The organism is Pluralibacter gergoviae ATCC 33028 = NBRC 105706, assembly GCF_001598855.1.
GTDB classification, from domain to species: Bacteria; Pseudomonadota; Gammaproteobacteria; order Enterobacterales; family Enterobacteriaceae; genus Pluralibacter; species Pluralibacter gergoviae.
In genome coordinates this window covers 87,573-113,333 of sequence record NZ_BCZS01000017.1, presented here as the reverse complement: position 1 = coordinate 113,333, position 25,761 = coordinate 87,573, and the positions used below count along the sequence as shown (strand labels likewise).

General features: G+C 58.8%; 20 protein-coding genes and 1 pseudogene. 10 read left to right on the top strand and 11 right to left on the bottom strand.

Going from position 1 to position 25,761, the window contains the following annotated elements; genetic code table 11:
* Positions 1 to 281: 281 nt before the first annotated feature.
* From ENGE1_RS17150 to ENGE1_RS17135, 4 genes are all read right to left on the bottom strand, one after another.
* Complete coding sequence (locus tag ENGE1_RS17150) at positions 282 to 983, bottom strand: DnaA inactivator Hda (RefSeq protein ID WP_218016958.1); 702 nt, start codon at positions 981 to 983, stop codon at positions 282 to 284.
* 95 nt (positions 984 to 1,078) lie between these two features.
* A complete protein-coding gene (uraA, locus tag ENGE1_RS17145; RefSeq protein WP_045287184.1) occupies positions 1,079 to 2,368 on the bottom strand; it encodes a uracil permease in 1,290 nt (429 codons plus the stop codon).
* An 87-nt stretch (positions 2,369 to 2,455) separates the two neighbouring features.
* Complete coding sequence (gene upp / locus ENGE1_RS17140; protein WP_043082567.1) at positions 2,456 to 3,082, bottom strand: uracil phosphoribosyltransferase; 627 nt, start codon at positions 3,080 to 3,082, stop codon at positions 2,456 to 2,458.
* Between the two features lie 162 nt (positions 3,083 to 3,244).
* The gene (locus ENGE1_RS17135; protein ID WP_045287185.1) at positions 3,245 to 4,675 is read right to left on the bottom strand and encodes a 6-phospho-beta-glucosidase; all 1,431 of its coding nucleotides are present in this window, start codon (positions 4,673 to 4,675) and stop codon (positions 3,245 to 3,247) included.
* A gap of 249 nt (positions 4,676 to 4,924) precedes the next feature.
* On the opposite strand from ENGE1_RS17135, the gene purM reads away from it, so the two are divergent.
* The 4 genes from purM (at position 4,925) to ppx (ending at position 10,394) form a co-directional block, all read left to right on the top strand.
* On the top strand, positions 4,925 to 5,962 hold the full coding sequence (purM, locus tag ENGE1_RS17130) for a phosphoribosylformylglycinamidine cyclo-ligase (protein ID WP_043082565.1): 1,038 nt from the start codon (positions 4,925 to 4,927) through the stop codon (positions 5,960 to 5,962).
* Entirely contained in the window at positions 5,962 to 6,603 is a 642-nt protein-coding gene (gene purN / locus ENGE1_RS17125; protein ID WP_045287187.1) for a phosphoribosylglycinamide formyltransferase, read from the top strand. The genes purM and purN overlap by 1 nt, the downstream gene beginning before the upstream one ends.
* A gap of 179 nt (positions 6,604 to 6,782) precedes the next feature.
* Complete coding sequence (ppk1, locus tag ENGE1_RS17120; protein ID WP_048254493.1) at positions 6,783 to 8,843, top strand: polyphosphate kinase 1; 2,061 nt, start codon at positions 6,783 to 6,785, stop codon at positions 8,841 to 8,843.
* 3 nt (positions 8,844 to 8,846) lie between these two features.
* Positions 8,847 to 10,394 carry an exopolyphosphatase gene (ppx, locus tag ENGE1_RS17115; RefSeq protein ID WP_043082562.1) on the top strand — a complete coding sequence of 516 codons (1,548 nt, stop codon included), beginning with the start codon at positions 8,847 to 8,849 and terminating at the stop codon, positions 10,392 to 10,394.
* Here the strand turns inward: ppx and ENGE1_RS17110 are convergent.
* On the bottom strand, positions 10,391 to 12,625 hold the full coding sequence (locus ENGE1_RS17110) for an EAL domain-containing protein (protein WP_048254491.1): 2,235 nt from the start codon (positions 12,623 to 12,625) through the stop codon (positions 10,391 to 10,393). The two genes, ppx and ENGE1_RS17110, sit on opposite strands and share 4 nt — an antisense overlap.
* A gap of 312 nt (positions 12,626 to 12,937) precedes the next feature.
* Between ENGE1_RS17110 and ENGE1_RS17105 the strand changes: the two genes are divergently transcribed.
* From ENGE1_RS17105 to ENGE1_RS17095, 3 genes are all read left to right on the top strand, one after another.
* Positions 12,938 to 13,138, top strand: coding sequence for a YfgG family protein (locus tag ENGE1_RS17105; RefSeq protein ID WP_071883350.1), 201 nt, complete (start codon positions 12,938 to 12,940; stop codon positions 13,136 to 13,138).
* Between the two features lie 141 nt (positions 13,139 to 13,279).
* Positions 13,280 to 14,641, top strand: coding sequence for an MFS transporter (locus ENGE1_RS17100; RefSeq protein WP_048254488.1), 1,362 nt, complete (start codon positions 13,280 to 13,282; stop codon positions 14,639 to 14,641).
* A 105-nt stretch (positions 14,642 to 14,746) separates the two neighbouring features.
* On the top strand, positions 14,747 to 15,697 hold the full coding sequence (locus tag ENGE1_RS17095; protein WP_146144457.1) for a hypothetical protein: 951 nt from the start codon (positions 14,747 to 14,749) through the stop codon (positions 15,695 to 15,697).
* Here the strand turns inward: ENGE1_RS17095 and ENGE1_RS17090 are convergent.
* The 4 genes from ENGE1_RS17090 to ENGE1_RS17075 all read right to left on the bottom strand — a co-directional run bounded on the left by ENGE1_RS17090 (position 15,694) and on the right by ENGE1_RS17075 (position 19,814).
* Positions 15,694 to 17,817 carry a peptidase domain-containing ABC transporter gene (locus tag ENGE1_RS17090; protein WP_048254485.1) on the bottom strand — a complete coding sequence of 708 codons (2,124 nt, stop codon included), beginning with the start codon at positions 17,815 to 17,817 and terminating at the stop codon, positions 15,694 to 15,696. The genes ENGE1_RS17095 and ENGE1_RS17090 overlap by 4 nt on opposite strands.
* Entirely contained in the window at positions 17,810 to 19,093 is a 1,284-nt protein-coding gene (locus ENGE1_RS17085; RefSeq protein ID WP_043082556.1) for an HlyD family secretion protein, read from the bottom strand. The genes ENGE1_RS17090 and ENGE1_RS17085 overlap by 8 nt, the downstream gene beginning before the upstream one ends.
* Before the next feature lie 134 nt (positions 19,094 to 19,227).
* On the bottom strand, positions 19,228 to 19,500 hold the full coding sequence (locus ENGE1_RS17080; RefSeq protein ID WP_048254483.1) for a hypothetical protein: 273 nt from the start codon (positions 19,498 to 19,500) through the stop codon (positions 19,228 to 19,230).
* A 77-nt stretch (positions 19,501 to 19,577) separates the two neighbouring features.
* Positions 19,578 to 19,814, bottom strand: coding sequence for a hypothetical protein (locus ENGE1_RS17075; protein ID WP_043082554.1), 237 nt, complete (start codon positions 19,812 to 19,814; stop codon positions 19,578 to 19,580).
* Between the two features lie 604 nt (positions 19,815 to 20,418).
* Here ENGE1_RS17075 and ENGE1_RS17070 point away from each other — a divergent pair.
* Together ENGE1_RS17070 and ENGE1_RS29245 are read left to right on the top strand one after the other, a co-directional pair.
* Positions 20,419 to 20,736, top strand: coding sequence for a helix-turn-helix domain-containing protein (locus tag ENGE1_RS17070; protein WP_048254481.1), 318 nt, complete (start codon positions 20,419 to 20,421; stop codon positions 20,734 to 20,736).
* Positions 20,729 to 20,947 (top strand): annotated as a pseudogene (locus ENGE1_RS29245) (type II toxin-antitoxin system HipA family toxin); the annotation flags it as partial. The gene ENGE1_RS17070 and the pseudogene ENGE1_RS29245, both read left to right, overlap by 8 nt.
* A gap of 165 nt (positions 20,948 to 21,112) precedes the next feature.
* Here ENGE1_RS29245 and guaA read toward each other — a convergent pair.
* Together guaA and guaB are read right to left on the bottom strand one after the other, a co-directional pair.
* Positions 21,113 to 22,690 (bottom strand): glutamine-hydrolyzing GMP synthase, encoded by a 1,578-nt coding sequence (guaA, locus tag ENGE1_RS17060; RefSeq protein ID WP_048254479.1) that lies wholly within the window; start codon positions 22,688 to 22,690, stop codon positions 21,113 to 21,115.
* Between the two features lie 66 nt (positions 22,691 to 22,756).
* Positions 22,757 to 24,223, bottom strand: coding sequence for an IMP dehydrogenase (gene guaB, locus ENGE1_RS17055; RefSeq protein WP_043082551.1), 1,467 nt, complete (start codon positions 24,221 to 24,223; stop codon positions 22,757 to 22,759).
* 161 nt (positions 24,224 to 24,384) lie between these two features.
* Between guaB and xseA the strand changes: the two genes are divergently transcribed.
* Entirely contained in the window at positions 24,385 to 25,758 is a 1,374-nt protein-coding gene (gene xseA / locus ENGE1_RS17050) for an exodeoxyribonuclease VII large subunit (RefSeq protein ID WP_048254477.1), read from the top strand.
* Positions 25,759 to 25,761: the final 3 nt, after the last annotated feature.

Sequence of the window (25,761 nt, the reverse complement as noted above, 5' to 3'; positions counted from 1 at the left end):
AGCCGCCGCTCCCTTGACAATCCCGGCTCCCGGCAACAAAAATCGCCGCTGCGCGGAACCTCAGATTCTGCCGTACGGCTTTCGGGTACGGCTCGACTCGGCATCCATGCCTCGTTTCGCCTCAGCCAGCATCCCTGCTGACTGCCCCGGCCGGACGTCAGAATCTGAGGCGATTTTAAGCCGGAGTTTAAAACCCTCAGTCAGAATAAGCGTCTGACTGACATGATTAACCGAAGATTTATGTATAAGAGACAGGAAAGAGTTAGGGTGAGGGGCAACCCCTACAGCCTGAGGATCTCTTTCACAAACGGAATGGTCAGCTTGCGCTGGGCGGTGATCGACGCCCGGTCCAGCTGATCGAGGGTCATAAACAGCGTGCGCATCTCGCGATCGAGGCGCTTCATCAGGAAGCGGCAGACGTCTTCCGGCATCTCGAAGCCGCGCATTTTGGCCCGCAGCTGCAGGGCCTGCAGCTTGTCCTCGTCGGAGAGCGGCTGCAGCTTGTAGATTTGCCCCCAGTCGAGGCGGGAGGCCAGATCCGGCAGCCCGAGGTTAAGCTGGCGCGGCGGGCGATCGCCGGTGATCAGCAGCCGGGTGCGGCCCGACTCCAGAATGCGGTTGTAGAGGTTGAAGATCGCCATCTCCCACGGCTCGTCGCCGGCGACGCACTCGATGTTGTCGATGCACACCAGCGCCAGGTGCTCCATGCCGTCCAGCACTTCCGGGACGAACCAGGTGCGCTTATCCAGCGGCACGTAGCCCACGGCGTCGCCGCGCTGGGAGAGTTCGGCGCAGGCGGCGTGCAGCAGGTGGCTGCGCCCGGCGCCCTCCCGCGACCAGATATAGACGTATCCGCTGTGATCCTGACGCAGCATGGTCTGGAGGGCCGCAAGAAGAGAGGGGTTATCGCCCGGCCAGAAACTGGCGAACGTTTCGTCGTCGGGGAGATAGAGTGGCAAAGAGAGCTGAGCCGGCGCGTTCAGAGTGACCTCAACATGAACTGACACAAAAACGCGCTGAGTGTACCACATAACGCGCGTAAGAGAGAACCGGGCGGATCCCGCCGCCCGGAAAACGATCAGTGAGCGGGCGTTTCGTCCTCTTCAGCGTCGAGTACCACCTCTTCCGGGCGCAGGACGGAGATAAGCTTGAAGATGAGGCTCAGGCAGACGCCAACGACGGTCGCCAGCGCCATACCCTTCAGCTCGGCGGCGCCGATGTGGATCTTGGCGCCGCTGATGCCGATGATCAGGATGACCGAGGTCAGGATCAGGTTCTGCGCCTTGCTGTAGTCCACTTTCGACTCGATCAGCACGCGGATACCGGAGGTGCCGATCACCCCGTACAGCAGCAGAGACACGCCGCCCATTACCGGCACCGGGATGATCTGGATGGCCGCCGCCAGCTTGCCGACGCAGGAGAGCAGGATCGCAAAGATGGCTGCGCCGCCGATAACCCAGGTGCTGTACACGCGGGTGATTGCCAGGACGCCGATGTTTTCGCCGTAGGTGGTGTTCGGCGTGGAGCCGAAGAAGCCGGAGAAGACGGTCGAGAGGCCGTTGGCGAACATGGAGCGGTGCAGGCCCGGATCGCGCACCAGGTCTTTTTTGACGATGTTGCCGGTGACCACCAGGTGACCAACGTGCTCGGCAATCACCACCAGCGCGGCGGGCAGAATGGTAAAGACCGCAAACCACTCAAAGCGCGGGGTGTAGAAGGTCGGCAGCGCGAACCAGTGCGCTTCGGCAATTGGCGCGGTGTCCACCATCCCCATCGCAAAGGACAGCGCGTAGCCAAACAGGACGCCGATCAGGATCGGGATAATGGCGAGAAAGCCGCGGAACAGCACCGAGCCAAACACCGTGACCGCCAGCGTCGCCATCGACACGAGGATAACCTTGCTGTCCGGGGCGTGCCCTTCGGCGGGCAGCAGCCCGGCCATGTTGGCCGCCACGCCCGCCAGCTCCAGGCCGATAACCGCCACGATAGCGCCCATCGCCGCAGGCGGGAACATGATGTTAATCCAGCCGGTGCCGGCGATTTTGACGACGAAGGAGACCAGGCAGAACAGCACGCCGCACATAATAAAGCCGCCAAGCGCTACTTCGTAGCCCAGCGGCAGCAGCAGCAGTACCGGCGAGATAAAGGCAAAGCTCGACCCGAGGTAGGCGGGGATTTTGCCTTTGCAGAAGAAAAGGTAGAACAGCGTACCGATGCCGTTGAACAGCAGCACGGTCGCCGGATTAATGTGGAACAACACGGGCACCAGCACCGTTGAGCCAAACATGGCAAACAGGTGCTGCAGGCTGAGGGGGATAGTTTGCAACAGCGGCGGGCGTTCGCTCACCCCAATGGCGCGGCGCGTCATAGCGTTATTCCTCTGAAAATAGTGGATGTCATCTGTTTTACTCAAAAAAAAGCCGACTCTTAAAGTCGGCTGCTTTTGCTTATTCGCTTACTTGGTACCAAAGATCTTGTCGCCGGCGTCGCCGAGGCCCGGAATAATGTATCCGTGCTCGTTCAGTCCCTGATCCACCGAAGCGGTATACAGCTCAACATCCGGGTGAGCTTTTTCCAGCGCGGCGATGCCTTCCGGCGCCGCCACCAGCACCAGCACCTTAATGCTGCTGCAGCCGGCGTTTTTCAGCAGGTCGATGGTGGCAATCATCGAGCCGCCGGTAGCCAGCATCGGGTCCACGACCAGCGCCATGCGCTCGTCGATGTTGGAGACCAGCTTCTGGAAGTAGGGAACCGGCTCGAGGGTCTCTTCGTTGCGGTAGATGCCGACAACGGAGATGCGCGCGCTCGGCACGTGCTCCAGTACGCCTTCCATCATGCCGAGACCGGCGCGCAGGATCGGTACCACGGTAATTTTTTTACCCTTGATCTGGTCCACTTCGACCGGACCGTTCCAGCCTTCGATGGTCACCTTCTCGGTTTCCAGATCGGCGGTGGCTTCATAGGTCAGCAAGCTACCAACCTCAGAGGCGAGTTCACGGAAGCGTTTAGTGCTGATGTCGTTCTCGCGCATCAGTCCCAGCTTGTGTTTGACCAGTGGATGTTTGACTTCCACAATCTTCATTCTCTTTCTCCTCTGTGGGGGGCGGCCAAAAAAATCGCCGGATTATACCGCTTTTTGCTACCCGCACAACACTTATGGGGTTGACGAAGATCAAATTGGCGAGGGATCAGATATAGCGTAGCCAAAAACGCCCGGCGGGTGCAGGGCGTTGGCAGGAGAAAATCAGAGGGATTCGCCGTTGCTGCTTATCACCTTTTGATACCAGCTGAAGGAGCGCTTGCGGCTGCGGGCCAGGGTGCCGTTGCCGTCGTTGTCTTTATCCACGTAGATAAAGCCGTAGCGCTTTTTCATCTCGCCGGTGCCGGCGGAGACCAGGTCGATGCAGCCCCAGGGCGTATAGCCCATCAGATCCACGCCGTCCTCCACCACCGCCTTCTTCATTTCGGCGATGTGCGCCGCAAGGTAGTCAATGCGGTACTGGTCGTTGACGCTGCCATCGCTCTCCAGCACGTCAATCGCGCCGAAGCCGTTCTCGACGATAAACAGCGGCAGCTGGTAGTGGTCCCAGAACCAGTTCAGGGAGTAGCGCAGACCCACCGGGTCAATCTGCCAGCCCCAGTCCGACTTTTTCACGTACGGATTTGAGACCAGGCTTTTCGATTCATCGTAATCCAGCCCGGGGTTGTCGTCGGTCGCCTTGGTGGTAAAGGACATGTAGTAGCTAAAGCCAATGTAGTCGACGCAGCCTTCGGCCAGCGCGGCGCGGTCGGCGTCGGTGATATCGAGCGCGAAGCCGCGGCGGGCGAAGTAGTTCAGCAGGTGCTGCGGGTATTTGCCGCGCACGTGAACGTCGGTAAACCAGTAGCGGCGGTGCATGGCGTTCATCGCCATCATCACGTCATCCGGCGCGCAGGTCAGCGGATAGATGGGGCACATGGCGATCATGCAGCCGATCTTCAGCTCAGGATTGATGTCGCGAGCGGCCTTCACCGCCAGGGCGCTGGCCACCAGCTCGTAGTGGGCGGCCTGGAACATCACCGGCTCGCGGTCCTCGCCGGGCCGGTACCTGAGGCCGGAGTTGGTGAAGGGCGCGAAGTCCCGGTGGAAGTTGGCCTGGTTGTTGATCTCGTTGAAGGTCATCCAGTACTTCACTTTGTGCTGATAGCGGCTAAAGACCGCTTTGGCAAAGCGGACGAAGAAGTCGATCACTTTCCGGCTGCGCCAGCCGCCGTATTCGGTCACCAGGTGATAAGGCATCTCGAAGTGCGAAAGCGTGATCACCGGCTCGATGCCGTACTTCAGACACTCGTCGAACAGATCGTCGTAGAACCGCAGCCCGGCTTCGTTCGGCTCCGACTCGTCGCCCAGCGGGAAGATGCGGGTCCAGGCAATCGAGGTGCGGAAACACTTAAAGCCCATCTCGGCGAAGAGCCTGATGTCTTCTTTATAGCGGTGATAAAAATCAATCGCCTCGTGGTTCGGGTAGTTCTTGCCCGGCAGCACGCCGTCGGTGATTTCGCGCGGCACGCCGTTGGCGCCTGCGGTCATCACGTCGGCCACGCTCACGCCCTTACCGCCCTCTTTCCAGCCGCCCTCAAGCTGATGCGCCGCCACCGCGCCGCCCCACAGAAAATCGCGTTTAAATCCTGACATGCCCCTTCCTCTCTCTGATTCAGAAACCGGTTTCATTCCGAGTGTGTGGGCTACGGCGGCCGCCTGCAAGCGCAAAAATGTACCCGGTTTCATTTTCGTGAACGGGGTTCACATTTCGGCGATAACGCAACCGTCGCTTTCAACATTGCGGGCAAAAAAGATATCCGCCGCAGGCCTCGCAAACGTTTGCTCTGGCTGTTAGAATGGCGCCGATTTTATTTGCTAACGCCATCGCGTGGAGACTTTGCAGTGACCGATAAAACCTCTCTCAGCTATAAAGATGCCGGTGTTGATATCGACGCGGGTAACGCTCTGGTTGATCGAATCAAAGGTGTGGTGAAGAAGACCCGCCGTCCGGAAGTGATGGGCGGCCTGGGCGGCTTCGGCGCACTCTGCGCGCTGCCGCAAAAATACCGCGAACCGGTGCTGGTGTCCGGCACCGACGGCGTGGGCACCAAGCTGCGCCTGGCGATGGATCTTAAGCGCCACGACGCGATCGGTATCGATCTGGTGGCGATGTGCGTAAACGATCTGGTGGTTCAGGGCGCCGAGCCGCTGTTCTTCCTCGACTACTACGCCACCGGCAAACTGGACGTTGACACTGCCGCCAGCGTCATCACCGGCATCGCCGAGGGCTGCCTGCAGTCCGGCTGCGCGCTGGTAGGCGGCGAAACCGCCGAAATGCCGGGCATGTACCACGGCGAAGATTATGACGTCGCCGGGTTCTGCGTCGGCGTAGTGGAAAAATCAGAAATCATCGACGGCAGCAAAGTCGCCGACGGCGACGTGCTGGTAGCGCTGGCCTCCAGCGGCCCGCACTCCAACGGCTACTCGCTGGTGCGCAAAATTCTCGAAGTGAGCGGCAGCAACCCGGAAACCGTCGAGCTGGACGGCAAGCCGCTGGCGGATAGCCTGCTGGCCCCGACCCGCATCTACGTGAAGAACGTGCTGGCGCTGATTGAAAACGTCGAGGTCCACGCCATTGCCCACCTGACCGGCGGCGGCTTCTGGGAGAACATTCCGCGCGTGCTGCCGGACAACACCCAGGCCGTTATCGACGAATCCTCCTGGCAGTGGCCTTCCGTGTTCAGCTGGCTGCAGCAGGCGGGCAACGTCAGCCGCCACGAGATGTACCGCACCTTCAACTGCGGCGTCGGTATGGTGATCGCCCTGCCTGCAGCCGAAGCGGACAAGGCGGTTCAGTTCCTGAACGACAAAGGCGAACAGGCGTGGAAAATCGGCTACATCAAGGCCTCAGATGCGGAACAGCGCGTGGTCATTGAATAATGAAGAACATCGTAGTGCTGATCTCCGGCAATGGCAGCAACCTGCAGGCGATTATCGACGCCTGCGCGCAGCAGCGTATTAACGGCGTTCTGCGGGCGGTTTTCAGCAACAAGGCGGAGGCCTACGGCCTTGAGCGGGCGCGGGAGGCCGGTATTCCGGCCCACGCGCTGACCGCCGGTCAGTTCGCCAGCCGCGAGGCTTTCGACAGAGCGCTGATGCAGGAGATAGATGCCTACGCCCCGGACGTGGTGGTCCTAGCGGGCTATATGCGCATCCTGAGCCCGGCGTTCGTCGCCCACTACAGCGGGCGGCTGCTGAATATTCACCCTTCCCTGCTGCCGAAATACCCGGGTCTGCACACCCACCGCCAGGCGCTGGACAACGGCGACGAGGAGCACGGCACCTCCGTGCACTTCGTCACCGACGAGCTGGACGGCGGGCCGGTGATTTTACAGGCGAAGGTGCCTGTGTTTGCCGGCGATGACGAAGAGGTCATCACCGCCCGGGTGCAGCATCAGGAGCACGCTATCTATCCGCTGGTGGTGGGCTGGTTCGTTGACGGCCGCCTTACCATGAAGGATAACGCCGCCTGGCTTGACGGCGCGCGCCTGCCCGCCCAGGGCTATGCCGCCGAGGAGTAAGCTTTCCGCGCCCGCCGCCCGGCGGGCGCGCGACTTCCCTTCCCGCCAATAAAAAAAATCTGTGAAAGTTCAGGATAAACTGATTAATGTCATACTCATCTGGCACAGTTGGACATAGCGGCGCAAAGCTCGCCATAATAGGGCGCTTTCCGCGTCAATCAACCGGAGTATGAGTCGTAATGGGTCAGGATAAGCTTTATATTGAAAAAGAGCTCAGCTGGTTATCATTTAACGAGCGAGTTCTTCAGGAAGCGGCGGATAAAAGCAACCCGTTAATCGAGCGTATGCGTTTCCTGGGGATTTACTCCAATAACCTCGATGAGTTCTACAAAGTGCGCTTCGCGGAGCTCAAGCGCCGCATCATCATCAGCGAAGAACAGGGCAGCACCGCCCACTCCCGCCATCTGCTGGGCAAGATCCAATCAAGGGTACTGAAGGCCGACCAGGAGTTTGACAGTCTCTATAACGAGCTGCTGCTGGAGATGGCCCGCAACCAAATTTTTCTTATCAACGAGCGCCAGCTGTCGGCCAATCAGCAGGTGTGGCTGCGCAACTACTTTAAGCAGTACCTGCGCCCGCACATCACGCCGACGCTTATCAACCGGGAAACCGATCTGGTGCAGTTCCTGAAAGATGACTACACCTATCTGGCGGTGGAGATCATTCGCGGGGATGAAATCAACTACGCCCTGCTGGAGATCCCCTCCGACAAGGTGCCGCGCTTCGTCAACCTGCCGCCGGAGACGCCGCGCCGCCGCAAGCCGATGATCCTGCTGGATAACATCCTGCGCTACTGCCTGGACGACATCTTCAAGGGCTTCTTCGATTACGACGCGCTAAATGCCTACTCGATGAAGATGACCCGCGACGCCGAATACGACCTGGTCCACGAGATGGAATCCAGCCTGATGGAGCTGATGTCGTCGAGCCTCAAGCAGCGTCTGACCGCCGAGCCGGTGCGCTTTGTTTACCAGCGCGATATGCCCGATGCGATGGTCGAGATGCTGCGCCAGAAGTTTGCTATCTCCCGCTACGACTCTATCGTTCCCGGCGGGCGCTATCACAACTTCAAGGACTTTATTAAGTTCCCCAACGTCGGCAAGGCCAATCTGGTCAACAAGCCGCTGCCGCGCCTGCGCCACGTCTGGTTCGATAAGTTCCGCAACGGCTTTGACGCCGTGCGCGAGCGCGACGTGCTGCTCTACTATCCGTACCACACCTTCGAGCACGTGCTGGAACTGCTGCGCCAGGCCTCCTTCGACCCGAGCGTACTGGCGATCAAAATCAACATCTACCGCGTGGCGAAAGATTCGAGGATTATCGATTCGATGATCCACGCCGCCCACAACGGCAAAAAAGTGACCGTGGTGGTGGAGCTGCAGGCGCGCTTCGACGAAGAGGCCAACATCCACTGGGCGCGGCGCCTGACCGAAGCGGGCGTACACGTGATCTTCTCGGCGCCGGGGCTGAAGATCCACGCCAAGCTGTTCCTCATTTCGCGCAAAGAGGGCGACGATGTGGTGCGCTACGCCCACATCGGCACCGGCAACTTCAACGAGAAGACCGCCCGCACCTATACCGACTACTCGCTGCTGACCGCCGATGCCCGCATCACCAACGAAGTGCGCCGGGTGTTCAGCTTTATCGAAAATCCCTACCGGCCGGTGAGCTTCGACTATCTGATGGTCTCGCCGCAGAACTCGCGCCGCCTGTTGTACGAGATGATCGACAAAGAGATAGCCAGCGCCCAGAACGGCCTGCCGTCGGGTATTACCCTGAAGCTCAATAACCTGGTGGACAAAGGACTGGTCGACAGATTGTACGCCGCCTCCAGCTCGGGCGTGCCGGTTAACCTGCTGATCCGCGGCATGTGCTCGCTGATCCCGCAGCTTGAGGGGATCAGCGACAATATTAACGTCATCAGCATCGTTGACCGCTATCTTGAGCACGACCGAATCTATATCTTTGAGAACGGTGGCGACAAGCGGGTTTGGCTCTCCTCCGCCGACTGGATGACCCGCAATATCGACTACCGCATTGAGGTGGCAACCCCGCTGCTCGATCCGCGCCTGAAGCAGCGTATTCTGGACATTATTGAGATCCTGTTTAGCGACACCGTTAAGGCCCGCTATATCGACAAAGAGCTGAGCAACCGCTACGTGCCGCGCGGTAACCGCCGCAAGGTGCGCTCGCAGCTGGCCATTTACGACTACATCAAATCACTTGAGCAACCCGATTAATCTATGCCCATTAAAACCAAACCGTCCCGGCCGCAGGAGTTTGCGGCGGTCGACCTGGGGTCGAACAGTTTTCATATGGTCATCGCGCGCGTCGTGGACGGCGCGATGCAGATAATAGGCCGCCTGAAGCAGCGCGTACACCTGGCCGACGGGCTGGGCGAGGACAATATGCTCAGCGAAGAGGCGATGGAGCGCGGCCTGAACTGCCTGTCGCTGTTCGCCGAACGCCTGCAGGGCTTCGCGCCGGCTAACGTCTGCATCGTCGGCACCCACTCGCTGCGCCAGGCGCTCAACGCGGCGGAGTTTCTTGAGCGGGCGGAGAAAGTGATCCCCTACCCTATCGAGATAATCTCCGGCAACGAAGAGGCGCGGCTGATTTTTATGGGCGTCGAGCACACCCAGCCGGAGAAGGGGCGCAAGCTGGTGATCGACATCGGCGGCGGCTCGACGGAGCTGGTGATCGGCGAGGACTTCACGCCAAAGCTGGTCGAGAGCCGCCGGATGGGCTGCGTCAGCTTCGGTCAGCTGTTTTTCCCCGGCGGCACGGTGAACAAGGAGCGCTTTCAGCGCGCCCGCCTCGCGGCGGTACAGAAACTGGAAACCCTGGCCTGGCAGTTCCGCATCCAGGGCTGGAGCGTAGCCATGGGCGCCTCCGGCACCATTAAAGCGGTGCATGAAGTGCTGATTGAGATGGGCGAAAAAGACGGCATCATTACGCCGGAGCGGCTGGAGAAACTGGTGGCGGAAGTGCTGAAGTATAAGAGCTTCAGCGCGCTGAGCCTGCCCGGGCTCTCTGAGGACCGGCAGGCGGTATTTATTCCCGGCCTGGCCATCCTCTGCGGCGTGTTCGACGCCCTGGCAATCAAGGAGCTGAAGCTCTCCGACGGCGCGCTGCGCGAAGGCGTGCTCTACGAGATGGAGGGCCGCTTCCGCCACGATGATATCCGCAGCCGCACCGCCCAGAGCCTGGCGAATCAGTACAATATCGACCGCGATCAGGCGCATCGGGTGCTGGAGACCACCACCTGGATGTACCAGCAGTGGGCTGAGCAGAATCCGAAACACGCTAATCCGCAGCTGGCAGCGCTGCTCAAGTGGGCGGTCATTCTTCATGAGGTGGGGCTTAACATCAACCACAGCGGTCTGCACCGCCATTCGGCCTACATTCTGCAGCACAGCGATCTGCCGGGCTTCAACCAGGAGCAGCAGCTGCTGATCACCACCCTGGTGCGCTTCCACCGCAAGGCTATTCGCCTCGACGAGCTGCCGCGCTTCACGCTGTTTCGCAAAAAGCAGTTCCTGCCGATGATCCAGCTGCTGCGCCTTGGGGTACTGCTCAACAATCAGCGCCAGGCGACCACCACGCCGCCGACCCTGACGCTGACCACCGAGGCCAACCACTGGACGCTGTGCTTCCCCCACGACTGGTTCAGCCAGAACGCGCTGGTGCTGCTCGATCTTGAGAAAGAGCAGCAGTACTGGGAAGACGTGACCGGCTGGATGCTGAAAATCAGCGAAGCGCCGCAGGCCGGGGAGACGCCCGCCGCTTAGGGCACGTCTGAACTATCGGCAACCAGCGACTGAAGCGGCGCTGGTTTGCCGATGTAGTACCCCTGCAGATAGTCAATTCCGAGCGCAACGACCGCATCGCATATCTCTTCCGACTCCACGTATTCGGCCACCACCCGCATTCGCTTCATCCTCGCCAGATGGCAGATGGACGACACAATCTGGTAATCGAGGCTGCACTTCAGCAGGTTCTGAATAAAACTGCCGTCAATCTTGAGGATATCGGCGCTGAGCTTTTTAAGCCGCGCGTAGCTGGCGTAGCCGGATCCAAAGTCGTCGATGGCAATCCGGCAGCCGGCTTCCCGCAGTATCTCGATGTTATCCAGCGCCTGTTCTGGGTAGGTCATCGACTGGTTTTCGGTGATTTCAATAATCAGCTGCCAGGGTTCGATGCCGTAGCGCGCGAGCATCCCGGTGACGGTATCGGGAAAGCGCGCGCCGCAGGCGGACGCCGGTGAGATATTGACCGACAGCTGCAGGCCGGGCAGCGCCTCCCGGGCACCGTCCATAAAGCGCAGCGTGTTTTCCAGCACCCAGAGATCGATGCGCGACGCGAGGCCAAATTCGTGGGCGATAGGGAAGAAATCATCGGGCATGATCGTCTCTCCGTCATCGCCCTTGAGGCGCAGCAGCACCTCATAAAAATTATCCCCGCGGATCCCCGATACCGGCTGCGCCATCAGGCAGAAGCCGTCATTATCAAGCGCCATCTGAATGCGGTTCATAATGTTGACCTTGATACGCTGCCGCTGCTGTAAATGCATCGCGTTGCGGTGCTGCAGACTCTCCACGACGCCCGTCACCAGCGAGAGGTTAGCGATGGTGCTCAGCTCCCCCAGCAGCATCGGCAGGTGCTGCACCGGCGAGCGCACGTGGCAGTAGCTGACGCCGATGTTCGGCTGCTGCGGCATCCCGTCCCACATAAAGCGAAAGCGCTTCAGGCGCGAATAGAGCATATCAATACGCGTATCGTGCGCCTCGGTATTGAGGCGAATCGCCAGATCGTGACCGGAGAGGTGATAGATCTGCTCCCCGGCCTGCAGCTGCGGCTCAAGCCACTTTGCCAGCGCCTGCTTGTACTGAATGCGAAACATCATGCCGTAATTTCGCCCTAAAACCTCAAGCTCCGGCACCCGAATAAAGCCGAGAATCGACCACGGCGTGGCGGCAATATGGCGACTCAGCGCCCAGAGATTAGGCAGATGTACCACAGGATCGATGAAGGCCATGCGCTGTGCCCTGGCATGGCTGACCCGCTGCTGCGTTGCCAGCAGCGCCATGTAGGCGATGATAAAGGAGAAAATCAGATAGCTGGAGGAGGTGATCGCCAGCTGGTTGCTGTAGTTGGGGTAAAAGGGTATGTAGCGATAGTAGAAGTGGACCGCCACAATCAGCACCAGCGTCCAGATCACGGAAATCAGCCGGTAGCCAAAGCGCATCGCCCCCCACAGCATCACCGGCAGCAGCAGCGAGAGCGTGTAGTTGGTCATAAAAATGGAGCCGGAGCCGTTGGACGGCGCCAGCAGCAGCAGCAGAATAAACAGCAGCGCCAGCGCCCAGCACGCCATCTCGCTCCTGCTCACCTTGCTGTCAATCTGATGACGGAGCTGCGAACAGTAGGCGCGCAGGTGCTGCGGATGGCGAATAATCCGGATAGCCAGGTAGCTTATCGGTACGCCGGTCATACACCCTACCAGCAGCGCCTGATAGTTCACCAGGCTATTCAGGGTCAACGCCCCGGCCCCCGTGAGGGGGACATCTTCCGGCAGCATGCCGAGAAAAATGGCGAACATCAGCAGCAGCTGGAACAGGGATGCCGGAAAAAAAACCTGCCAGAACATGCGCTGGGGCATCAGCCAGGTGGTGCTGTAGGATATCTGGTGCCGGCGCGTAACAAAGGCCCGGTAGCCCCCCCAGCTCAGGATCGACGGCACGAGAAAGTGAATGATCACAAACATCTTTTCGCCTGTGGTCATCCCGTGTCCCATCACCACCCAGGCACCGAGGATCATGCCCGGTAACGCCTGCCAGCCGAAAAAGAAGATCATGCTCAGCATAAAGGCCAGCGGCAGATAGTAAAGGGTCGCCGTGCCGCCTTCAAACTGAGAAAAGGTATTGGCAAAGCGGGTGAGCGGTAGCAGAACAAGAGGAAGCAGCAGGGGCAGGCCCCACCATTTATCACGACTTTTTTTATAAAATGTCATTAACGCCATAGATGCTCTGAGGATATCCCGGATCCTGTGGGCACAATCGGACAGGCATCCAACCTGACTTTGAAGCGCCGCAGCCTGTACGCGGCAAAGAGCAGTGATTGTAATAGTCACTCAGGGGTATCGTTTGATTTAAATCAAGAAAGGTGGCCACTTTTTCATCCGAAAGCGGTCCAATTTTTGGATATCGCGGGCAGCGCAGCTTTTCCCCCGTGTGGTGATTATTTTTTGCGCACACGTTAATTGACCCTGCCTCCGCTCTGTGACTTAATAGGGGCCATCGCCCCGCCGCGGGTATTTTTTAAGGAACGTTCAGTGAGTCAGGTCACTACTATGCGAAAACGACATCGGTTTAACGGTCGCATGACCCGGATCATTCTGCTCATCAGCTTCATCTTCTTCTTTGGCCGCTTCATCTACTCCTCTGTGGGCGCCTGGTATCATCACCAGGATAAAAAAGCCGCCCAGCAGTCCAGCCTCACGACGCCGGTTTCCTCGACAACCGGGCAGCGCTAAAGCCCCCACAGCCCTGCGCCGCACGTGCGGGATATCAGCAATGTTTAACATACGTTAAATATGTAACGGAGTTTGCATCCTGCGACAAAACCAAGCACGATAACGGTTCATTCGCTCTGCATTTCCGATACAGGGAATAGTATGAAAAAAGTGTTAAATACTTTTCTACCGCTGTATACCACCACGCTGCTGATGCTGCTCGGTTCAGGCCTTCTGACCACCTATATCTCCCTGCGTCTCGCCAGCGAGCACGTGAGCGGTACGCTGATTGGTTCTATTACTGCCGCTAACTACCTGGGACTGGTGATTGGCGGCAAAGTGGGCCATAACCTGATTGCCCGCGTCGGGCATATTCGCGCCTACGTCTCCTGCGCGGGGATCATTACCGCGTCGGTGGTCGGCCACGGTCTGAGCGACTATATTCCGCTGTGGATCGTGCTGCGCCTGATTATCGGTCTGTGCATGATGTGCCAGTACATGGTGCTGGAGAGCTGGCTCAACGACCGCGCCGAGTCGTCGCAGCGGGGCGCGATTTTTGGCCTCTACATGGTGGCTACCTATCTCGGACTGTGCGGCGGACAGGTGATTATCATGATGGCAGCAGGCATGGGGGCCACGCTGCTGCTGGTAGTCGCCCTGTGCTTCGCACTTTGCCTGGTGCCCATTGCGCTCACCACCCGGACCACGGCGCAGCCCATGTCGCCCGCGCCGATGGAGCTTGGCTATTTCTTTAAAGCCATTCCTAAACTGCTGATGGCAACGCTGGTGATGGGCATGGCCGCGGGCGCATTTTACGGCCTGGCGCCGGTGTATGCGCTGGCGATGGAGCTCTCCACCCGGCAAACCGGGATGTTCATGGGCGTGACCATTTTCGCCGGCATGGTGTCGCAGTTTCCGCTGAGCTGGCTGTCGGACCGCTACGATCGTCAGCTGCTGCTGTTTTGCGTCTCAATTCTGTTTACCGTCGCGTCGCTGGCGCTTGCCGTTCTGCCGCATCCGGATTTCTACGTGCTGCTGGCGATTGCCTTTGTCTCCAGCATGGCGATGTTTTCGCTCTATCCGCTTGGCGTGGCCATCGCTAATGACCACGTCGAGGCCGAGCGACGCGTCTCGCTGACCGCCTGCCTGCTGATGGCCTTCGGCATTGGCGCCTGTATCGGCCCCCTGATCACCGGCGCCGTCATGCAGCCGCTCGGGGGCAGCGTGCTCTACTTCTTCTTCGCCCTCTGCGGCTGCGTCATTGCGGTGATCACCTGGATAAGGAAACGCAAGCCGGCCATTGTCGTCGATGCCCCGCTCCCCCACGTGGTGATGCCCGACAGCCTGGCCACCTCGCCGCTGGCGGTAGTGCTCAATCCCACCGTTGATGAAGAGGCGATTCAGGAGGTGATGGTCGATAACGACGGGGATCTCGCGGATGACGAGAGCGAGGACGAGGACGACGAAAATGACGGAGATAGCCGCGATGCCGGGGAAGAAGAGAAACGCGCCGGTATGCCGTAGCTGACCCGCCGGCGCGGCGATTTCCGCGCCGGCACACCCTATACAGCGGATTTCATCGCAGATAATAGTGCATCCTGGCGGCCCGTCGCCGGTGAAAAGCCCTGATTGTTTCGCCATTTTTATTTTTTATATTACGATGCTATTCTTAAACAATGGAATGTAAGTTGGTACTGCACCGGAAAAGGAATCTCATTGAAACTCTCGCAGCGCGATGCGCTTATTTCATCGCTTATAGATTATGCTCACAGCATCAGCAGCCTGCCTGAAATTAATGAAATGATTTTAATTCATGAAAAGCTGCTCAGTGACTTTTATGCTAAAAAGCCGCTGTTTTACAAAATGCTGTTTAAAAGCTTCCGGTTTTATATCGCGTCGGCCGCCTTCAGCATCTATTATTGTCAGCCTTCGGCCTCTTTAAAGTTCACAAAAGAGTTTATTGCCGCACAGGAAAAATCAATCAGCATCAATACGCTGAACTCGCTGTTTACGCTGCTGATGGTCTCCGGGCGGCTGATTGTCTACCGGAGTGAGGAGAACGCTCGCGACATGCTGTTCCGCCCGTCGGAGAGCGTGCAGCAAGAGATATCTGATTTAATCAGAAGTATGCTTATTCCCTGGCGTACCTACTATTCCAGTAGCGGCAGCCGTTACCGCTGTCATGCAAAAAACTTTTTACCGCAGTTCTTCTCACGCTACGGCGACTTTGTTTTTCATCACATCACGATCAAAGGTATCCTGCCGGAAAGCGAGCTATTTATTGAACGGGACGGCGGCCATATGATAATGCTGATCCTATATAAAGAGTATATTCTGCAGGGCACGCGGCGCATTATCCTGTCATCGAAGAAAATTGCCAGCTACAGCCACGTGTCGCGATCGCATATCTGCAGCCTGTTAAGAGAAGCGCAGAACGCCGGATTTATTCATGTGGAAAATAACCTTTTTATCGAATTATCAGATAAATTTATAAATATGTTCCGCACGTACTTCTCGCTTTATCTCGCCCAGGTACTTTACGCCTTTAACGTCGAACCGGAAAATATTCGCCGCCGTTAGCCGCCCTCCCCCGCCGTGCCCTCCGCCAGATTAATGACGCGGTCGGCGCTGGCGATGGTCGACGGCCGGTGGGCGATAAAGATGCGGGTTATCTTAAGCTCGCGAATGGCCCGGTTAATCGCCGCTTCATTTTCCAGATCGAGATGGCTCGTCGCCTCATCAAGAAACAGCAGCGAGGGCTGGCGATACAGCGCCCGGGCGATCAGCAGGCGCTGCTTCTGGCCGCCGGAAAGATTGCCTCCCAGTTCGCCGATCAGCGTCTCGTAGCCCATTGGCATGCGGACAATCTCGTCGTGAATATTGCAGCGCCGCGCGCAGTCGGCGATGCGCTCGTAGTCCCTGTTCTCCTCAAAACTGCAGATGTTCTCGGCGATCGAGCCGGCAAACAGCTTGTCGTCCTGCAGCACGCAGGCAATGCTGCGGCGGTAGTTGTTCAGGCCCAGGCAGCTGATGTCGACGCCGTTGACGCAGACGCTGCCTTCTGTCGGCTGAAGCAGGCCGCACATGACCTTCATCAGCGTCGTTTTGCCAATGCCGGACGGCCCCACGATGGCCACGCTCTCGCCGGGCGCAACGCTGATGCTGAGCTCACTAAACAGCGGCCGCGACAGGCGGTCATACTGAAACGCAATGCCCCGGGTCCTGAAATCGGCGGCGGTTCCGGCGTCGCCCACGCTGCGCTCGGGCGCCTCGCGCTCCGGCTCCGACAGCACAATATCGGCCACGCGCTCGTTGTGCAGCGACAGCAGGCGCATCTGCAGCAGGATATTAATCAGACTGGCGGTGCGGTCAGAGAACTGGCTGCGGTAGGCGTTGAAGGCGACGAACATGCCCAGCGTCATGCCGCCGTCGATCACCATCGAGGCACCGAGCCAGAGAATGACTATCTGGTCGACGGCGGCAATAAAGTTGGCGAGGCCGCCGAACAGCATATCGAGCTTCGTGGTGCGAATGCGGGCGTTAGCGGTATCAATATTGAGATTGAGCCAGAACTTGGCGCGCAGGCCGGTGATGCCCAGCGCCTTCAGGGTGCCGACGCCGTACAGCGTCTCCATAAAGTGCGAGCTGGCCCGCGCCTGCTTGACGATGTGCTCCTCAGAGGCCTGGCGGTAGCGGCCGTAGGTCGTCACCCGCAGCAGGGCGTAGAGGAGCGTGAAGGCGCAGACCACCGCCACCAGCCAGCCGCCGTACAGCAGCATCATGATAAAGACCCCGATCGCCACAATAGCATCGATGATAAAGGTCACCAGGCTTTCGGTAAGCGTGCTGCGGATGACGTCGAGCGAGCCGAGCCGCGACTGAATGTCCCCCAGCCGCCGCTTCTCAAAGTAGTCCAGCGGTAGCCTGAGCAGATGGTCAAAGATGCCGGTCTTCCACTGCACGTCAATCAGCGAGCTCATCACCAGCGATGCCCAGGCCCGCAGAGTGCCGATAAAGGTCCGGCAGAGAATAAAGCAGAACAGACCGATGCAGATAAGCGACAGCAGGTCACGATCCTTAGCGACGATCGCGTGGTCCATCACCAGCTGCGTCCCTACCGGGATCAGCAGATTGATGGCCTCGATCAGCAGGCTGAAGCAGAGAATTTTGCCAAGAAAGCCGCCCAGGCCGTGGATATTTTTCATCATCTGGCGCAGGCGCATTTTGCTGCGCGACGTTTCCTGCGCGAAGCCTTTATCCGGCCACAGCTCCAGCGCCACGCCGGTAAAGTGGCGCGACAGCTCGGCAATGCCGATAACCCGGCGACCAAAGGCCGGATCGTGGATCACGCAGCGGCCCCGGCTCGCCGAGATAAGCACCACGAAGTGGCACATGTCCCAGTGCAGTATGCAGGGCGTTTTCAGCTGACGGACCTCGTTGAGATCGAGCGACAGCGGCCGGGTTTTCAGGTTGACCTTTTCCGCCACGTCTACCAGCAGCCCGAGGGTTGCGCCGTGGGAAGAGATGCCGAAGCGGTGGCGAAGACTGAACAGGTCCACGTCCATGCCGTAGTAGCGGCAGATCATCGCCAGGCACGCCAGGCCGCACTCTGCGCTCTCGGTTTGCAGGATCTGCGGTACCCTGCGGATAAAGCCAAAGTGGAGGCGATCGCGGAGGTAGTTGTGCAGGGAATTAGTCATGTATCGGCCCCGTCAGGCTGTTGTAGATGTCATAAAACGGCGACAGCATCCACTGATAGAGCGGACGCTTTTCCATAAAGACCGTGGCCTGCGCCTTCATGCCGGTGGTAAGCGCAAGCGCTGCGCCGCGCGGGTCCTGGCGGATATTGATAATTGCCTTGTAGAAAGGCTCGGCGGTGCCGCTCTGCTGTACCTTTGGCGAATTGCTGTAGGAGCTCAGCTCCTGGGGCGAAACCGGCACGCTGGAAACCGACACGATTTTGCCGGCAAACTGGCCGAATTTTTCGTAGGGGTAAGCGTCGTAGCGAATGTTAATCGTATCGCCGGGCTTAACGTAGGGAATGCTGCTGTTAGGCAACCAGAGGATCAGAAAATAGCCCCGGCTCTCTGCCGGCACAATTTGCGCCAGGCTGTCGCCGGAGTTAACCATCTGCCCCTGGGTGACGCTCATCGACTCGACGCTGCCGTCCGCCGGGGCGCTTATCAGCAGCGCGCCGGCGGCGTCCATCTCCGCCAGCCGCCGCTGCAGGTCGCTCAGCTCGTAGCGGTGGGTCGAGATCTGATTATCAAAGTCCGCCGCGCGGGTGATGATATCGCCCTTGAGAGTGGTTATCTGCAGCCCCTGCTGGATCAGCTGGGCGTTGAGATTCTGATAGACGCTCTGCTGCTGGTAGTAGAGATAGCGCTGATTGGTGAGCTGATCGTTGTTGATAAGCCCGCGCTTTTTGTAGTCGCCGTACTCCCGCACGGTGGCGAGCATCTCCTCCATGCCCCGGCGGGCGCCGTCGACCGATACCTTCGACTGCTGGTAAGCGCTCTGGTACTGCGCCAGTTGCTCCTGCATCTGCGCCAGCGCCGTCGCTTTGTTATGCTCCAGCTTATTGATGATCCCTTCGATAATCAGCGTCTGCTCGCGGGTTGCCTGAATCATATTTTCGCTGACGTTGCCCGAACGGGTCAGACGGCTGACATCAATCTGGTAAAGCACATCGCCTTTTTTAACGCTGTCGCCGGCCTGTTTCCAGGCGCGGCTGATAAATCCCTGCCCCGGCGAGAAGATATTGACCGCCCGCGGCAGGGAGGTCACCTCGCCAAAAACGCTAATCCTGCGCGTATAGTCGCAGAACACGATCACCGTCAGCAGTACAGCGATAAAAAACGCCGTGGCGCTGACGATCGCCCAGAGCGGGTAGCGGCCGACTAACAGCGCCTGCCCGAGCCAGCGCGTTTTTAAATGATCGATCGCTTCCTGACGAAACAAATTGCGTTCATCCATACTCTTCAGACCATTTTGCGTGAGATGAAAAGGGCGTCGTTGTTAAAATGCAGGTGCGGCGCACCCCGCTAAGCAGCGTTAAAATAGAAGAAATATCTGATAAAAAATCCCTGGCAAAAAATCAAACGACAGCATCAATTTTTAAATATGCGCTCAAACAGTCCGCCAACGGCATTACCGATGCCGGAACCCAGAAGACCGCCAATGGCATTACCGATACCGGAAGCAATATTACCGACAATGGTCGTTCCCAGGACAGGAATAACCGACCCAACGACAGAACCCAATGTTAATCCAAGAATACCGCCCACGGTGCCACCAATGGCTTTACCCGCTGAGTTCAGCGTATCCTGAATAACGCCCGCACCGCTTACCAACTTCACTTCAGCCAAAGTTAATTCACGCATAACCTCACTCCTTTCAGAAATAGCCATAAGCGCTTTGCTTATGGCTATGTCAAATAAATCAACCTGTAAATTAGCGATTATTTCCTGCCAAAAATACTGCCAAACAGGCCGCCAACGATGGAAGAGAGAACCCCCAGACCGGCCTCAACAACCTGGCCAATGCCGGTGCCCAGAGAAGTGCCGGCCTCCATACCGCCCTTACCGCCGGCAGCTTCGATGATAGCACCGATACCGCGGCCCAGCGCAGTCCCCGCATCGGCAATAAAACCGGCGCCGGACACTTCGTTTAATTCACTGTTGTTAAGTTCACGCATATTCAACTCCTGTCGTAGATACGATATTGATGAATACTACCTTTGTGGTATTAACCACATGATTAAGTTTACCGGGGTTTACTCTGCGTTCAATCCAGGGGCGGCATTTAGTCATAGTTAGTACAAATGTAACATTTTATTTCAATAAGATATTGGCGAGTATGATGCCTGTTTCAGCGCTATGGCGCCACTTTATCCACGGCTGAAAATTCGGTTATCCGCAGCGCAAAAAACCTGTATTTTTACTTTATTTAAACAGACTGAAGGCAGTATTTTCAGACAATTTAATCCGACATATAAATAACTCAAAAGGGAACTAATTATGAGACTTATAATTTTAAATGATATATGTATCTGGTAAGCAGAACAGAGCCTGAGAATGCGACCGGTTGAACGCTGAGGCGAGGATTGCCATCGAACGCTGGAGACGCGTAGCGTAGTGCTCCGAAGTTCAGGCAGTCCATCATAAATCCCATATATGGTGGCTTAACCTGATTTAATGGACATAAAACTCGTTATTTTGGATTTATATGCCTTGAGGGTGGTTTGGTTAACGCTATACCTTTATGCATCATCCGTTTTCAGCACGGCAGTACACTTATCTATGCTGGACCTAAGCCTCAGCAAACCCGGCGAGATCGTAAAACGACTCTGCGAACGCCTGCGCACGGAGCGCCTTGCGCAGCAGATGACCCAGGCCGACGTCGCCGCCCGCGCCGGTATCGGTACTAATACCGTCTCAAACCTGGAGTCCGGACGCAATGTTGGCTTCGAAAACCTGGTGCGCGTGGCCATGGTGCTCGGCCGCGCCGGCGAACTCGAGGCGCTGTTTATGCCGAAACTTGAGAGCATTGACGATATTCGCCGCTACGAAGAGAGCAGCCAACGTCAGCGTATTAAGAGGAAAAGCCGCAATGCCTGAACCGGTTAACGTCTTCTACGAAGGCTGGGGTGAGCGCTGGCTGTGCGACCGCCCTCACCGGCCGCCCGCAAATTGTATTTGAATACAGCGAGGAAGCCAAAGCCCGAGGACTGGAGCTGTCGTCCTATCTCCTGCCGCTGGTGGGCCCGGCCTGCGAAAGGATTTCCCCCGCCATCAGCTGGGTCTGCCCGGCCCCGTTTATGACGCCCTGGCCGGCCCAGAATACCAGCCAGACATGCAAAGTATGCGGCCGGAATAGATAAAATAAGACTGGTACTCGTGAAACTTAAACAGTCATTGAATAAAAAAGCCCGCATTTACGCGGGCTTAGCACTATTTTACTGGGTTAACGCTCAGGCTGTTGCCAGACGCGAAATCATTCCCATTCAATCGTTGCCGGCGGCTTGCCGCTGATATCGTACACCACGCGGGAGATGCCGTTCACTTCATTGATGATGCGGTTGGACACGCGCCCAAGGAAATCGTACGGCAGGTGCGCCCAGTGGGCGGTCATAAAGTCGATGGTTTCCACCGCGCGCAGGGAGACGACCCAGTCGTACTTGCGGCCGTCGCCCATCACGCCGACGGAGCGCACCGGCAGGAAGACGGTGAATGCCTGGCTGACTTTGTCGTACAGGTCGGCCTTGCGCAGCTCTTCGATGAAGATAGCGTCGGCGCGGCGCAGCAGGTCGCAGTACTCTTTCTTCACTTCGCCCAGCACGCGCACGCCGAGGCCCGGGCCCGGGAACGGGTGGCGGAACAGCATGTCGTACGGCAGGCCAAGCTCGAGGCCAATCTTGCGCACTTCGTCTTTGAACAGCTCGCGCAGCGGCTCGACGAGGCCCATCTTCATCTCTTTCGGCAGGCCGCCGACGTTGTGGTGAGACTTGATGACGTGGGCTTTGCCGGTTGCGGAGGCGGCGGATTCGATAACGTCAGGGTAGATGGTGCCCTGCGCCAGCCACTTGACGTCTTCCAGCTTGAGCGCTTCTTCGTCGAACACTTCCACGAAGACGCGGCCGATGATTTTACGCTTGGCTTCCGGATCGTTTTCGCCGGCCAGCGCGTCGAGGAAGCGCTGCTCGCCTTCCACGTGAACGATGTTGAGGCCGAAGTGGTCGCCGAACATGTCCATTACCTGCTGGGCTTCGTTGAGGCGCAGCAGGCCGTTATCCACGAAGACGCAGGTCAGGTTTTTACCGATGGCGCGGTGCAGCAGCATGGCGGTGACGGAGGAGTCCACGCCGCCGGAGAGGCCGAGGATCACTTTATCGTCGCCCACCTGCTCGCGGATGCGGGCCACGGCGTCGTCGATGATTTTGGCCGGGGTCCACAGGGCGTCGCACTGGCAGATATCGCGCACGAAGCGCTCCAGCATGCGCAGGCCCTGGCGGGTGTGGGTCACTTCCGGGTGGAACTGCACGCCGTAGAAACGCTTCTCTTCGTTGGCCATAATGGCGAACGGGCAGGTTTCGGTGCTGGCGACGGTTTCAAAGCCCGCCGGGATCGCGGTGACCTTGTCGCCGTGGCTCATCCACACGTCCAGCAGCGGCTTGCCGTCTGCGGTCAGGGCGTCTTCGATACCGCGCACCAGCGCGCTGTCGGTTTTAACTTCAACCTGCGCGTAGCCGAATTCGCGCTCGCTGGAGCCTTCAACGTGGCCGCCGAGCTGCATCGCCATGGTCTGCATGCCGTAGCATACGCCCAGCACCGGCACACCGGCGTTAAAGACGTACTCAGGGGCGCGCGGGCTGTTCTCTTCGGTAGTGCTTTCCGGGCCGCCGGAGAGAATGATGCCGCTTGGGTTGAACTCACGAATCTGTGCTTCCGTCACATCCCATGCCCACAGTTCGCAGTAAACGCCCAGTTCACGGACGCGGCGCGCGACCAGCTGAGTGTACTGAGAACCGAAGTCGAGGATCAGGATGCGATGTTTATGGATGTTGTCCGTCATTGACGATAATTCCGAGGCAAGTGAAACAAAAACAGAGCGCCCGGCTTAAGCCGGGCGCGGTAATAATCAGGAGCCCAGACGGTAATTCGGGGATTCCTTGGTGATGGTCACGTCGTGAACGTGGCTCTCCTGGATACCCGCACCGCTAATGCGTACGAACTCCGCCTTGGTACGCAGCGTGTCGATAGTACCACAGCCGGTGAGGCCCATACAGGAGCGCAGGCCGCCCATCTGCTGGTGGATAATCTCTTTCAGGCGGCCTTTATAGGCAACGCGGCCTTCGATACCTTCCGGCACCAACTTGTCAGCGGCGTTATCGCTCTGGAAGTAGCGGTCGGAGGAGCCTTTAGACATCGCGCCCAGCGAGCCCATGCCGCGATAAGATTTGTAAGAGCGGCCCTGGTAGAGTTCGATTTCGCCCGGGGACTCTTCGGTACCGGCCAGCATCGAGCCTACCATCACGGCGGAAGCGCCGGCGGCAATCGCCTTAGCGATGTCGCCGGAGAAGCGGATACCGCCGTCGGCGATAACTGGAATGCCGGTGCCTTCCAGCGCTTCAACCGCGTCAGAAACGGCGGTGATCTGCGGTACGCCCACGCCGGTGACGATACGGGTGGTGCAGATGGAACCCGGGCCGATGCCGACCTTCACCGCGCTGACGCCAGCGTCGGCCAGCGCGCGGGCGCCTGCGGCCGTCGCGACGTTACCGCCGATAATCTGCAGATCGGGATATTTCGCGCGGGTCTCGCGGATGCGCTGCAGCACGCCTTCGGAGTGGCCGTGAGAGGAGTCAATCAGCAGGACGTCAACGCCGGCGGCAACCAGCGCGTCGATGCGCTCTTCGTTACCGGCGCCGGCGCCAACCGCAGCGCCAACGCGCAGGCGGCCGTGTTCGTCTTTACAGGCGTTCGGCTTACGCTCGGCTTTTTTGAAATCTTTCACGGTGATCATGCCCAGCAGGTGGAAGCTATCGTCAACCACCAGCGCTTTTTCAACGCGCTTCTCATGCATTTTGGCAAACACCGCTTCGCGGGCTTCGCCTTCGCGTACAGTCACCAGGCGCTCTTTCGGCGTCATATAGACGCTGACCGGCTGGTTCAGGTCGGTGACAAAGCGCACGTCGCGGCCGGTGATAATGCCCACCAGTTCGTTCTCTTCGGTGACCACCGGGTAGCCGGCGAAGCCGTTACGCTCGGTCAGGGCCTTCACTTCATGCAGCGTGGTGGTCGGCAGCACGGTCTGCGGCGCAGTGACAATGCCGGATTCGTACTTCTTCACGCGCTGCACTTCTTCGGCCTGGCGTTCGATAGACATATTTTTGTGGATAAAGCCGATACCGCCTTCCTGAGCCAGGGCAATGGCCAGGCGCGCTTCCGTCACGGTATCCATTGCTGCGGAGAGCATCGGAATATTCAGGCGAATGGTTTTGGTCAGCTGCGTGCTGAGGTCAGCCGTATTCGGCAAAACGGTGGAGTGAGCGGGAACGAGGAGGACGTCGTCAAACGTCAGGGCTTCTTTGGCGATGCGTAGCATGGGCAATATCTCTACCTGGGTGGTTAATAAATATTGCCGTGGCATTATACAGAGCGGAATCGCTTGCTTCCACACTTTTTTAAAAATAATACTTGCGATCCCCTCCATGCAGGTTACTATCGACTGAATAACCTGCTGATTTAAATTTTGATCTCGCTCACATGTTACCCACCCAGTCCCCCGCAATTTTTACCGTAAGCCGCCTCAACCAGACGGTGCGTCTGCTGCTGGAGCAGGAGATGGGCCAGGTGTGGATCAGCGGCGAGATCTCCAACTTCAGCCAGCCGTCGTCCGGCCACTGGTACTTCACCCTCAAGGATGACAACGCCCAGGTGCGCTGCGCGATGTTTCGCAACAGCAACCGGCGGGTCACCTTTCGCCCGCAGCACGGCCAGCAGGTGCTGGTCCGGGCCAACATCACGCTGTACGAGCCGCGCGGTGATTACCAGATTATCGCCGAGAGTATGCAGCCCGCGGGCGAAGGCCTGCTGCAGCAGAAGTATGAGCAGCTTAAAGAGAAGCTGTCGGCGGAAGGCCTGTTCGACCCGCAGTTCAAGCAGCCCCTGCCCTCCCCGGCCAGCTGCATCGGCGTAGTCACCTCGAGAACCGGCGCCGCCCTCCACGACATTCTCCACGTTCTCAGGCGGCGCGATCCGGCCCTGCCGGTGGTGATTTATCCCACGGCGGTGCAGGGCGACGATGCCCCGGCGCAGATCGTCCGCGCGATTGAGCTTGCCAACCTGCGCGAAGAGTGCGATGTGCTGATCGTCGGGCGCGGCGGCGGATCGCTGGAAGATCTGTGGAGCTTTAACGACGAGCGCGTCGCGCGGGCCATTTTTGCCAGCCGCATTCCGGTGGTTAGCGCCGTCGGCCACGAAACCGACGTCACCATCGCCGACTTTGTCGCCGACCTGCGCGCGCCGACGCCCTCGGCGGCGGCGGAGATGGTCAGCCGCAACCAGCTTGAGCTGCTGCGCCAGGTGCAGTCGGCCCGCCAGCGGCTGGAGATGGCGATGGACTACTATCTCGCCAACCGCAGCCGCCGATTCAGCCAGCTGCAGCACCGCCTGCAGCAGCAGCACCCTGAGCTGCGCCTGGCCCGCCAGCAGGCGGTGCTCGATAAACTCCGCCAGCGCATGAATACCGCCCTCGACGGCCAGCTCCGCCGCGCCGCGCGCCGCCAGCAGCAGTTGATCCAGCGGCTAAACCAGCGCAGCCCGCAGCCGCGCATCTATCAGGCATCGGCCCGCATCCAGCAGCTGGAGTATCGTCTGGCGCAGAGCGTCCGCGCCCGGCTGAGCGACGCCCGCGAGCGCTTCGGCAACGCGGCGACCCACCTTGAGGCCGTCAGCCCGCTCTCGACGCTGGCGCGGGGCTACAGCGTCTCGACCACCGCCGAAGGCAGGCTGGTGAAGCAGGCGAAGCAGCTGAAGGCGGGCGACAGCCTGACCACCCGCCTGAGCGACGGCGTGGTCGAAAGTGAGGTGGTAAAAATTACGCCGCTGAAGAAAAGCCGGGCGCGTAAGGCTCCCTGACGG